9 protein-coding genes are annotated in these 12,139 nt (G+C 68.2%); 1 reads left to right on the forward strand and 8 read right to left on the reverse strand.

Going from position 1 to position 12,139, the window contains the following annotated elements; all coding sequences use genetic code 11:
* Positions 1-486: 486 nt before the first annotated feature.
* The 7 genes from LRX77_RS04290 to LRX77_RS04320 all read right to left on the reverse strand — a co-directional run bounded on the left by LRX77_RS04290 (position 487) and on the right by LRX77_RS04320 (position 8,153).
* A complete protein-coding gene (locus tag LRX77_RS04290; RefSeq protein ID WP_231831700.1) occupies positions 487-2,439 on the reverse strand; it encodes a serine hydrolase domain-containing protein in 1,953 nt (650 codons plus the stop codon).
* Complete coding sequence (locus tag LRX77_RS04295; protein WP_231831701.1) at positions 2,436-3,182, reverse strand: type 1 glutamine amidotransferase; 747 nt, start codon at positions 3,180-3,182, stop codon at positions 2,436-2,438. The genes LRX77_RS04290 and LRX77_RS04295 overlap by 4 nt, the downstream gene beginning before the upstream one ends.
* 61 nt (positions 3,183-3,243) lie before the next feature.
* Positions 3,244-4,335 carry a dipeptidase gene (locus tag LRX77_RS04300; protein WP_231831702.1) on the reverse strand — a complete coding sequence of 364 codons (1,092 nt, stop codon included), beginning with the start codon at positions 4,333-4,335 and terminating at the stop codon, positions 3,244-3,246.
* A gap of 50 nt (positions 4,336-4,385) precedes the next feature.
* Positions 4,386-5,273 carry an aminodeoxychorismate lyase gene (locus tag LRX77_RS04305; protein WP_231831703.1) on the reverse strand — a complete coding sequence of 296 codons (888 nt, stop codon included), beginning with the start codon at positions 5,271-5,273 and terminating at the stop codon, positions 4,386-4,388.
* 150 nt (positions 5,274-5,423) lie between these two features.
* Entirely contained in the window at positions 5,424-6,557 is a 1,134-nt protein-coding gene (gene menC, locus LRX77_RS04310; RefSeq protein ID WP_231831704.1) for an o-succinylbenzoate synthase, read from the reverse strand.
* Positions 6,529-7,278, reverse strand: coding sequence for an SIS domain-containing protein (locus LRX77_RS04315; protein WP_231831705.1), 750 nt, complete (start codon positions 7,276-7,278; stop codon positions 6,529-6,531). Before LRX77_RS04315 ends, menC begins: the two co-directional genes overlap by 29 nt.
* On the reverse strand, positions 7,275-8,153 hold the full coding sequence (locus LRX77_RS04320) for a GNAT family N-acetyltransferase (protein ID WP_231831706.1): 879 nt from the start codon (positions 8,151-8,153) through the stop codon (positions 7,275-7,277). Before LRX77_RS04320 ends, LRX77_RS04315 begins: the two co-directional genes overlap by 4 nt.
* Positions 8,154-8,674: 521 nt before the next feature.
* On the opposite strand from LRX77_RS04320, the gene LRX77_RS04325 reads away from it, so the two are divergent.
* Positions 8,675-9,916, forward strand: a complete 1,242-nt coding sequence (locus LRX77_RS04325) for a M20/M25/M40 family metallo-hydrolase (RefSeq protein WP_231831707.1) — start codon at positions 8,675-8,677, stop codon at positions 9,914-9,916.
* A gap of 274 nt (positions 9,917-10,190) precedes the next feature.
* Here the strand turns inward: LRX77_RS04325 and LRX77_RS10350 are convergent, their stop codons facing one another.
* Complete coding sequence (locus LRX77_RS10350; protein WP_269453692.1) at positions 10,191-11,879, reverse strand: C39 family peptidase; 1,689 nt, start codon at positions 11,877-11,879, stop codon at positions 10,191-10,193.
* Between the last annotated feature and the right edge of the window lie 260 nt (positions 11,880-12,139).

Here is a 12,139-nt window from a genome sequence, read left to right on the forward strand (position 1 = left end):
GCTGGGGGCTGGGGCTGGGGCTGCCGTACCGTCCAGATTCGGCGGTCTGCGCTCCCGGCACTCCCGGTCACCGGCGCTCCCGGCAGCCCCCGCCCGGCGCTCCCGGCACCGGCACTCCCTGTCACTGCTCGTCACCGGCAGTCTCGGCAGGCTGCGCGTGGCGCTCGGCAAGCCGGGGTGCCCGGGCGCACGAGCAGCAGGTAAACCGTGGTGTCTGAGCATGCGGGTGAGGTGCCGAGATTGCGCAAACGCGCGGGTGAGGTGCCGAGATTGCGCGAACGCGGGCCTGAACGGGCGGCTGTTTGCGCGTAATTTCTGCAATCTGGGTGCGAATCGTGTGCAGTGGCGCAATCTGGGTGCGACTTGTGCGCAGCTGGGCAATCTCGGCGCTGGGCGGGTGCGTGAGGTGCCGGGCAGGCGAGCGGGGCACCAGTAGACAAAAACGTGGCGCCAGCTGGCGAACCGAGTGCCGAGCAGGCGACCCAGCTATGCGCCGAAGGCTGCCATGCGTCCCTGCTGACCGCTGCGAGCGGCGGCGTCCACGCTGAAAGCCTGGACGAGCGGGTCGCTCAGCCCGACCATGCGTACGGTGCACACCAGATCGCCTGATTCGCCGGGTACGATCCAGCGCAGTACGGCCTCGGTCGGGGCCTCGAGCAGTCGGCTTTCAACGGGGGATGCCTGAGTGGGAACTCCTCCGACCGCTGCTCTGGCCTCGGCGAGGGCGCGATCGCGCACCACAGCGGGTTCGTCGGTGAGCACATTGCGAGCGAAGAGCCCGGCGCATGACGCAATCGACGTCTCACCCGTGCTGGTGCACACGAATGCATCGAGGGTTCGGGCTGCCGCGAGCGTCTCTGGCCAAGGCCGCACCTGGCCTGCGAGCACCCCAGTGCTCCTGGCTGGCGCACCGGCTGCGCTCAGCGTCGTAGTCGTAGTCGTGCTCAGCGCCGCACTCGCACCTGTACCACCTGGGCTCGCACCCGCGCCCTCAGCCGCACCCGCACCGGCTGCGCTCAGCACCGTAGCCGAATCTGCACCTGCTGTGCGCACCGCCGAGCCTGTGTCCGCACCTGTACCTGTGCCCGCACCCCCGGCCAACTCGTCGCCGGCTGCATCCGATGCACCGGGTCGGGCCTCGTCGGGCGCCGCAGCAGCGACGACCGGGCCGGTTGAGGCGTCTGCGGCGAGGCGCAGCACGACCTCGTCGAGCAGCCGGTCGTGCACGTCGATCGCGATTGCTGCGGCGCTCGTGGCGTCGCTGTTGCCGAAGACGACCACGCCCACACCGCTGTCGACGTGCCAGCGCATATGCGAGGTGAACCCGGGCAGACCTCCTGAATGCTGCACGATGCGCCCGAGACGTCGATGGTGTTCGACGACCAGACCGTAGCCGTATCCGGCGCCGGTGAGCGGCCGGTTCGACAGCCGTTCGTCAGTGCCGGCGATGATGGTGTGCACCCGCTGCAGCTCGCGGCGTGAGGCGGCCGCGAGCACATCCTCGCGCACCGGATGCTCAGTGAAGGCAGAGCGCAGAAAACGGCCCCATGCGGCAATGTCGTCGACGGTGCTGAACAGCGCCCCGATGCAGCCGAGCGCGCCGCAGCCGACGTAGGGCTCAGGAGCCCAAGTCGCTCCGGAGTCGAAGCTGCGCCACCCAGTTGCGGCGTCGATTCCGGCTGAGGCCTGAGATGATCCGGGCGAGTGGCTCGCCGCACGGGGCGCTTCACCTTCGACGGTTGCGGCAGCGGGTGAACCGGCTGCGTCAGCCGCAGCACGAGACGATCCTCCCAAACCGGTCTCGATGTCGTCGAGTGAATAGGCGGTGTGGTGCAGGCCCAGGGGGCGCAGCAGTCGCTCTGAGACGAACCGTTCGACAGTCTGGCCGGTCACCTGTTCGACAGCTCGCCCGATCAGCGAGATGCCCAGGTTGGAGTACTGGTAGGCCTCATCCGGCGGCAGCGCGAGCCGAAGCCCGTCGCTGAGCACCCGGCTCATCTCGGCCCGAGAGGCGCCGAGGTGATCGTCGCCCCAGGGGTTGTCTTCAGCCAGACCGGCCCGGTTCGACATCAGCATGTCGAGCGTCACATGCACCGGCCGCCCCCGGTAGGTGGCCGCTGCGAACTCGGGCACGTAGTCGGTGATCGGCGCGTGCATGTCGAGCCGGCCCTCGTCGCGCAGCACGAGCGCGGCAGCTCCCAGAAAGCTCTTCGACATCGATGCGATGCGATAGATCGTGTCACGCGTCGGCACCGCCGCATCGCGTCGCTGGTGACCTCGACCGACCCAGGCGACCACGCCATCCGCATCGAAGACCGCAGCGCTGAATGACGGGGCCAGACGCAGCGTGGCCGCATCGAGGCGCTGCTCGAGCGCCGCCGCACCGGCAGCCGTCAGCGCGTCGCGATCGGGCCGCAGACGCTCGACGTGCAGACTCATCGAGCAGCCTCGGCGTGCTCGCGCACCTCGGCGGCGAAGGCGTCGGCGAGCGCCCGGCTGACCGCCGTGTTCTCTGCACTGTGCTGCTCGGCGTCGGCGATCAGGGCGGCGAGGTCGAAGTTCTGCTCGGCCAGCGCGGCGTCGTCCCAGGTGCGCAGCCGCTCGGCGTTCACCTCGGGGTGAAACTGCAGCCCGCGCACGTGCCGCCCGAGCCGGAACGCCTGGAACTCGCAGTCGGCGCTGCTGGCCAGCAGCACGGCCCGATCGCTCAGTGCGGTGATGCGGTCTTCGTGGTTCTCGATCATCGGCGCCGCCGAAGAGAGCGCGCCGATGACGGCGTCGTCTCTGCCGGCCGGCGTCGTCTCGATGCGAGTCATGCCGCGCTCTGGCACGCCCGTCTTGGCCTTCACCTCACCGCCGCACACCTGGGCGAGCACTTGGCCGCCCAGACAGATGCCGAGGGTGGGCAGGTCGCGGTCGATGGCCTCGGCGGCGAGCTGGCGCTCTCTCGCGAGCCAGGGCGCGCGATCATCGTCGTCGGGCATCAGACCGCCGCCGAGCATGACCAGCGCGTCGAACCCCTCGAGGGTCTCGGGCAGCCCCTCGCTGCCGAGTCGCTGATCGAGGTCGAGACCCGCCGTCTGCAGCCACTCTTCGAGACGGCGCAGACCACTCGACGCCGAGTTGACCACGACGAGCACCCGGGGTGCGGTGCGGGCTGTCAGACGGTCGGTGGTGGGCATGGGGTTCTCTCTTCTGTCGATGGATGCTGGTCGGCGATGCTGCGGATGCCGCGGGATGCGCTCAGCGCTCGCCGGCGAGAAACGTGAGATGGTTCGGGTCGGAGGCCTCGAGCACGCGCAGCACGTTCTCGTGGGCGACTTTGTCGAGATCGGCGTGCGACCACCCCCTGCCGGCGAGCTCGGCGAGCAGCCGCGGGTAGCCGCTGACGTCGTCGAGACCGTGCGGCATGCTGCCGGTGCCATCGTAGTCGGCTCCGATCCCGACAGCGTCGACCCCGGCGAGGTCGCGAACGTGCTCGATGTGATCGGCCACGTCTGCGACGGTCACCGTCGGCGGTTCGCCGTGCTCGCCGCCCACGACCCAATCGCGTCGCGCCTGGCTGACGAACGACGGTACGAAGGCCACCATGTGCACGCCGCCGGTTGCGCCGATGCGCCGAATCAGCTCGTCAGGCACGTTGCGCGGGTGGTCGCAGAGCGCGCGGGCGCCTGAATGGCTCACCAGCACGGGCAGCGTCGAGACGTCGAGCGCGTCGCTCATGGTGGCATCCGAGACGTGCGCCAGGTCGACCAGCATGCCGATGCGGTTCATCTCGGCGACCACCTCGCGGCCGAAGTCGCTCAGACCGTTGCTGCGCGCTTCGTCGGTCGACGAGTCTGCCCAGGGAATGGTCTGCGCCCAGGTGAGCGTCATGTACCGGGCGCCCAGCCGAGCGTACGAGCGCAGCACGCCGAGCGACTCGTCGATCTGGTCTCCGCCCTCGACGCCGATCAGCGAGGCGATGCGGCCGCTGCGCATGGCCTGGCGGGCCTCTGCCGCCGTGCGGGCCAGCCGCAGATCGTCGGGGTATCGCGCCGCCAGCCGATGCACGAAGTCGATCTGCTCCAGCGTGGCGGTCACCTGTTCAGCGCCGTGCAGCGTCTCGTCGTCGACCCAGACCGACCAGAACTGGCCCCCGACGCGACCGGCGCGCAGCCGGGGCAGGTCGGTGTGCAGATCGGGCAGCCCGGTGCCGACGCCGTCGACGCGGTAGCCGTGATGCTCGCGGCACGCCCACGCGAGGTCGTTGTGCCCGTCGATGACGAGCGGCAGCTCAACCGCCGCAGCGCGTGAAGTCGCCGGCGCGGTGTCGGCGACGGTGTGGAACGACATGGTGCTCCTCTGGGCCCGCAGCTCTGTGCTCGACGGGGCGTGGTCGTGTGCTACTTCGTGCGCGTGAGCAGCGCGTCGTTCAGCTGGTCGGTGATCTCGCGCGCGATCGGCACGGCCTGCCCGTCGAGCTCGCGAACGGGAGCCGCGCACCGGGTGCTCGACAGCATCCACAGGCCGTCGACGCGACCCAGCTCGTCGGCGACGACCTCGCGGTACTCGGTCTCATGTCCCAGAGACTCGAGCGCGGCGAAGGCATCGGCCTGCGTCGTGCCAGCGAGGATGCCCTGGTCGGTCGACGGGGTGACGAAGCGCCCGTCGATCAGCAGAATGACGCTCGAGGTCGGGCCCTCGAGCACGAAGCCGTCGCTGCTGATGAAGATGACGTCGTCGGCGCCGCGGCGTGCGGCCTCGCGCAGCACGGCCTTGTTCACCGCGTACGACAGGGTCTTCGCCCCCTGCAGCAGCCACGGCGAGGTCTTCGCCACGTCGTGACGGTAGCCGCGGTCGAGGGTGACGACCGAGATGCCGTTCTCGCGCTCGCGCTCGTGCTCGTCGCCCTCGAACACGTAGACCCAGCCGACCGGCACGCCGGTGCCCTCGATGCCGCGGGTCATGATGAACTTCGCCGAGAGCATGGCGGCGGGCGAGTGGGCGGTGATGGCCGCTTCGATCGCGGCAGCCCACACATCGAGCTTGGGTGCGGGCAGGTCGAGCAGGGCCGCCGAGTGCGCGAAGCGGGCCAGGTGAGCCTCGATGGCCATCGGCTTGCCGTGCTGCACGCCGGCGGTCTCGAAGATGCCGTCACCGCGGGTGACGCTCAGATCCATCACATTGATCTGCGGCGCAGCAGGGTCGGCCTGGTGAAAGCGGCCGGCGCTGGCGGCCGTGCTCACGCCCTCGGCGAGGTCGTCGACGAAGAACAGGATTGGTGCTGACATTGGTGCTTCTTTCGTGCGGGTGCTGGGGTTCTGGGGGTCTGGTGGGTGGAGGACAGGGTGGATGGGGGAGCTGAACGCGATTCCGTCGAGATGTACACGGCTCCGTCGAGATCAGGCCGATGTCAGCGGAACGGTGTGCATCTCAGCGGATCAGTGCTGAGCCGACTCAGCCAGATCAGTGTCGAGGTGGCGCAGACGGTTCTCGGCGACCCACTCGACATCGATCTCATGCCCGATGCCCGGTGTCGACGGCACGGTGACGGTGCCATCATGCGCCACGACCGGCGGCATGATCACGTCGCGGGCATAGTACTTGTCCGAGCCCGACACGTCGGAGGGCAGCGTGAAGCCGGGCAGCGACGAGATCGCCACGTTGGCGGCGCGGCCCACGCCGAACTCGTGCATGCCGCCGCACCAGACGGGGATGCCATGCTCGGTCGCCAGGTCGTGTGCGGCTTTGGCGACGGTGAGCCCCCCCATGCGCGACACTTTGATGTTGAGCACGCGGCCGGCGTCGAGCGCGATCATGGTCTGCAGATCGTCGAGCGAGACCACCGACTCGTCGAGGCACACCGGGGTCTGCAGGCGCTGCTGCAGTCGGGAATGCCCGACGAAGTCGCGCGGCGCGAAGGGCTGCTCGATCATCGTCAGGTGCGCCGCGTCGAGGCTCAGCAGGTAGTCGATCGTCTGATCGTCGCTGGTGTAGGCTCCGTTGGCGTCGACGTGCAGGTCGATGTCGGGGTGCGCAGACCGCACGGCGTGCACAGGCTCGAGATCCCACCCCGGTGCGATCTTCAGCTTGATGCGGTGGTAGCCGGCGGCGAGCTGCTTCTCGACCTGCGCGAGCAGCGCATCGACGGTCGGCTCGATGCCGAGCGAGACACCCGCCCGCACCTCGTGACGGGTGCCGCCCAGCGCCGATGCCAGTGAGACGCCCTCGGCCTTCGCCCACAGATCCCAGGCCGCGCCGACGAAGCCGGCCTTGGTGAACTCGTGCCCGCGGATCTTCGCCCATGAGGTCTCGAGCTCGGCAGGTGTCGTCCAGTCGGCGTCGAGCGCGCGGGTCACGAGGTAGTGTTCTGAGATCAGCCAGGCGGTGTCGGTGGTCTCGGGGCAGTAGAAGGGATCTGCCGGCGAGGCGATCTCGCCCCAGCCGGTGCGCCCGGCGTCATCGGTCAGCTCGACCAGAATGTGGTCGAGGCTCGACTTTCGGTGCGAGCTGGTCTGAAAGCTGTGCACGAGCGGCAGGCGCACCTCATGCAGCTGGATGCGAGTGATCTTCATCGGTCGGAGCTCCCTTTCTGAGGGTCGTGCGTGCGGTGCCGGCGGATGGTTCGGCATGGTACAGGCCCAGCGTCGCGCTGATGCGATCGCGCAGGGTCAGGCGTCGTCGGGCTCCCTTGGCGCTCGCGGCGGTGAGCGCGCTGAGCACATGGCAGACGGCTGCGACTGACGTGGGCGAGTCGGCGTACGAGGCCGAGCCGGTCTGCACGATGACGAGACACGACGCCAGAGACGCGAGTGGGGCATCCGCCGAATCGGTGACGACCACCAGCGTGCCGCCGGCCTCTGCGAACAGACGGCCGAAGCGCACGCTCTCAACGCGGTAGCGACGAAGCGAGAAGATCACGAGCACGTCGGTGGCGCGCACGTCGGTGAGCACGGTGAGCTCGGTCAGCGAACGGCCGTCGACGCCGAACACGTTCGAGAGCGCGGCCGAGAGATCTGCGGCCAGCAGTGCGGCGTAGGTCGCCGACTTGCCCACGCCCATCACATAGCGCCGGCGTGCGCCGAGCAGGGCTGCCGCCGCCGCCGGCAGTGCTCCGGACTCGGTCAGGTGCTCGAACGTGGCGTTCAGCGAGGCGACCTCGGTCTGCATCAGGCGGGTCTGCAGCACCTCGGCGGTGGCATTCGTCTTGAGGCGCTCGCCGAAGCGGTCGTGCGGTGACGAGAGCGTGCGGTCGTGCAGGCGCTGGGCCCGCTCCTGTGATGTGTCAGGCGTCACTTGGCGGCCTCCTCTGTCGCAGGGGACTCTGCTGTCTCGCCGGTCGTGGGCTCATCGGCCCGCTCGACCGCGAGGTAGACCGAGGTCTCGGCTGAGAGGCGTCGGCAGCTCACGATGACGTAGCCCTGATCGTACAGATCGCGCAGGCTCGAACGCAGGTTGGCGCGGCCCCAGCTGACCGCCTCGGTCTCGTCGTCGCCCGCGCTGATGCCCGCGTCGATCGGCACCCAGCGCTTCTCGGCGTCGGCGATCACGTGCCCCCAGTCGCTCTCGCCGAGCTCGATCTGCGGGGCGAGGCCTCGGTATCGGGCGTAGGGGTCGGGGCGATCGTCGAGAATCCACTCGACGAGCACGCGGTCGGTGCGCTCGCGCCCGTAGTAGTCTTCGACGAACTGCACGCCGACACCGCCGAGCGAGTTGAAGTTGAAGTGCCCATTGCGCGAGAGCATCGGGTCGAACGTCCAGTGCATGCGGTGGGAGCCCCAGCCCAGCGCCACCTGCTTCTGCTGCTCTTTGAGCATGCGGCCGATGCCGTGCCCCTGAAAGCCCGGGTCGACCACGGCCGCCTGCGAGTAATGGAACGAGTGAGCCCCATCGGTGCCGGGAAAGCCATAGGCGAAGCCGATCAGCTCGCCGGAGGGCGCTCGCACGCCGACCGCTGAGCCGCCATTGTGCACCAGCGCGCTGAGCAGGTTGCTGTTGAGCGCCAGCCCCTTGTCGCCATAGCGGAAGACGCGGTTGTAGAGCTCACTGGCCTCGATGAACTCGGCGTGCTCTGAGAGCGTGCCGCTCCAGAGTGCCAGATCTTGCGGGGCCGGCGCCGAGGCGTCGGCGGCTGGCTCCGAACCAGGCTGAGAAGTCGTGCAGGTGTTCACAAGAGACGAGTATACGTATCCTATGTTTCAGGCGTGTTAGCAAAATATACGGTGGCTGTCGCATTTCTTCGGGGAGGGTATCCTCTGGTTATGTGTCACATCGTCTGTGACGGGGTGATATCACGGACTGCATGGATCGGCAGACGCTGTCGGCCAGGTCTGGCTTCGTCGGGCGTTCGCAGAGAAAGGCGCGGCCGAGGTGCAGACAATGTGGTGAAGGCCGGCAACAACCACAGTTCTTGCACACTGGTGCTGGTGCTGGTGCTGGTGTCAGCGGGCAGGGCGGGGCAGCGCCAGCGTGCAGATGCGGCTGGTGCACGATTCGAGGGCGCAGCAGTCGCAGAGACGCAGCACGCATGAACGCAGCAGGCTCGGCAGGCTCGGCACAGCTCGGCAGGCACGACGCGGCAAGCTCGGCAGGAACGGCAGGCACGAACGCAGCACGCATGAACGCAGCAGGCACAGAGCAGCACGGCAGAGCATGCAAGGCAATCGCAGAACGAGAGACAGAGGAAACGACGATGAACGCGGTGGCGACGATCAGTGAGATTCATGAGCGGGTGCACAACGGGCGAGAGCGAGTGTTCGAGCGGCTGCGCCATCTGGTGACCCTCGAGACTCCCTCATTCGCAGTTGAGGCATCGCGACAGATCGCCGATCTGCTCGTCGAGTGGTTCGAGGCAGTCGGCGGCCAGGTCGAGCGGGTCGAGGCCGAAGCCGGTGTGCACCTGCTGATCGAGGTGCCGGGAACCGGCCGCTTCGCCCCGACGACCGCTGATTCATCGCCGGAGGCCGCTGCAGCATCCGCCGCAGACGCAGCCGTCACTGAGGGCGCGACGAGCGCGAGCGATTCACGGCCGCTGCTGCTGATCGGCCATTCTGACACGGTCTGGCCCTTCGGCACGCTGCAGGGCGACGTGCCCTGGGTCGTCGACGGCGACATCGTGCGCGGCCCGGGGGTCTACGACATGAAGAGCGGCCTGATCTGCATGCTGACGGCGCTCGAGGTGCTGCACGACCGGGAGCATCGCCCGGTGCGCATCATCATCGTGGCCGACGAAGAGGTGGGGTCGCCGACTTCGCAGCAGCTGATGCGGCGTGCGCTGCAGGGCGTCGCCGGAGCGATCGGGTTCGAATCGCCGCACCCTGACGGCGCGCTCAAAGTCGGGCGTCGCGGCAGCACCCGGGTGCGCATCGCGGTCACCGGGCGCGCGGCCCACGCCGCACTCGACCCGAAGAAGGGCATCAGCGCGATCGACGAGCTGGTCGATCAACTCGTGCGCGTGCGGAGCATCGTGGCCTCGGCGAGCGAGCGCACCGAGGTGCTCTGCAACTCGGGCACCGTCAGCGGCGGCACGCGCGCCAACGTGGTGGCGGCGCACGCCGAGGCCGAACTGGGGCTGCGGTTCATCGACGGAGAGTCGGAGCACACAGTGCTCGACGCGCTGCAGCAGCTGACGCCGGTGCGCGAGGGCGCGGTGGTCGAGGTCGAGATGCTCAGTCACCGGCCGGCCTGGCTGGCGGGGGATGCCGACGCGGCGCTCTGCGGTCGGGCCGCGCGAGCGGGTGAGGCGGTGGGGCTGGAGGTCACGGGTCGGCCGGCCGCCGGAGCGGGGGACACCAACCTGATCGGCTCATTGGGTGTGCCGACGATTGACGGCTTCGGGCCGTTGGGCGGCGGTGCACATGCCGTGAGCGAGCACATCGTGCTGCCGACGCTGTATCAGCGCATCGAGCTGCTGGCGGCGCTGCTGGCGAAGTGAGCCGGCCGGCTACCGGTTTGGCCCATGCTCGGGTGTCGGCTGCCTGAAGAGCCCCGCCAAGATCTGCGCAGCTCTCGCCTAAACCCCGCAGAGAAGCAGCGATTCTGCGGTGATTTGGTAGGTGCTGCGGTGATTTTGGTGGGTCGACCTCATTGGGCACGCGCTGATGCAGCGCGGCTGCACTGAGTCCACTCGTTATGGCCCGGTCTTGCTGGCTTGTCTCGTCTGCTGCAGCCCGGTCTTGCTCATGAGCCCCGTCTGTCGGGGCTCGAACTCACCAGTTTGGCTCGTCGGCACGAGCCAACGGCAACGAGGCGTTCAACGCATGCACGAGATAGACCGTGCGCCCACTGCGGACCCAAGCCTGATCGAAGCGTTCCCGCGGGTAGATTCGCCGCACGCCGTCATCGGTCTCGGCCGCGGGGTCGTTCACGCAGACATCGCCCTCGGCGGTGAAACCGGTGACCACGAGCAGGTGCCCCGCAGTCGAGTAGCCTGCCTCGGGCAGTTGCGTGCGGCTGAATGAGACGGATGCTGCCACAGGGATCCCGGCTTCGGTCAGCTCCTGCGCCTCGCGAAGGCTGCGCAATCGTGTGACGAACGCTTCGAGTCCGTGGCCGTCAGGCGTGCGGCGGCCGGCATGCGCGACGTTGAACGACCAGTTGCCGGTGCCGGTGTATGCGGCGTCGTAGGTGCGGCGAGCTGTCCATGGCACTGGATGCTCAGCCGTGGAGCTGGTGCTGGTGCAGGTGCTGGAGTTTGGGTCTGCGACAGCCGTGGGGCTGGGGCCGGAGTTGGGGCTTGAGCTGGAGCTGGAGTTTGGGTCTGCGACAGCCGTAGGGCTGGGGCTGGGGCCGGTGCTGGAGCTTGTGCCTGTGCCAGCTGTGGAACTGGAACCCAGGCTGGAGCTGGAACCCGGGCTGCACCTGGAACCCGGGCTCAAGGAGAAGTCAGGAGCGGATCCCTCGAGAGCAGTCGAAGGGGTGTCGACCGCTGAGCCTCTCCAGAATTCCTGCAGCATGACCAGCGACGTGGGCGAGCACCACGAGTCGCCGCCCCCGCCGATCGAACGATGCGTGTCACGATGCAGCATCTGCGACCGCACGGGCACGTCCAGCGGTGTGCGCGCACGGATGCGTGTGGTCTCGCCCTGAGGCATCCTGCTGCCCGGAAACGTCGCAGCGTCGGCGGTGTCTGCATCGACGTGGCCGGCTGCGCCGGTGCCGGCAGAGCCCATGAGCGTGGCCAGATGCACGATCACATGAGCACCGACAGATGAGGCACTCGCGTGATCGGCAGGCGCGTCAGCTGCGGGCTGCACGCTGAACCGAAGCCGGGCGGCCGTGATTCGATTGTCGCCATGAGCCACGAGCGTGTCGGTCTGCAGGCTCACAGCATCAGGCATCGTCGTGCCACCTGAGCCGTCCGCAGCCGCCTCTGCTGCTGTATTCGGCGTGGCTGTCCCCGTGGCTGTCGCAGCCGCTGTCGCAGCCAGCAGTCTCCCTGTTGCCCGGGCTGGCGTGGTCAGGTTCGGTGCGCTGGTGCGCACGGTGGATGCCACATCGGCCGGGTCGGTCGGCTGGTCGTTCCAGCGGGCCGTGGGAATCCATCCTGTGCACGAGCCGTCTGCGAGGCGAGCCTGCATGTCGATCTGCACGGCGATCTGAACGGTGCGCCGCGCGGGCGGTCTCTCAGCCGCGTGACCGCCGCTGACGCCGCCAGGTGTGTCAGCCGCGGTCGACAAGGCCCACATGGCCGACTGCGATGCCGCGTCACCGTCAGTGCGCAGGGCGGATGCGGTCGATGTCGTCTGCGGTGCGCTGAATGACAGATTCCAGGAGGCGACCAGCTCGGTGGCCCCGAAGGCGAATTCGACGAATGGCGAGACCCACGTGTCGGCGAGATCGACTGGGCCGGGGATGCGATGCAGAAGAATGTGCGGCAGGGGTGCGGGTGCTGGCATGATACGCATCATATATACGTTCTGCTCTCACGCGGCACATACTCGTCAGACTGGCTAGACTGACGAAATGGTGAGGCAATGGTGCTGGAAAAGATCCATGATTCGTGCAAGGGCGCATGAAATCGACGAGCGATTCTGCCAGATGACAGCATTGTTTCCGCTACGTAAAAAGATCAACGAAAGCCCTGTTTCGGTTTGACGTGTCTCGGGACATCGACTTGCATCGTGAGTAGCGAGCTGATGATCCCGTCATGATCATC

This window comes from Pseudoclavibacter sp. 13-3 (genome assembly GCF_021168475.1).
Classification (GTDB): Bacteria; Actinomycetota; Actinomycetes; order Actinomycetales; family Microbacteriaceae; genus Pseudoclavibacter_A.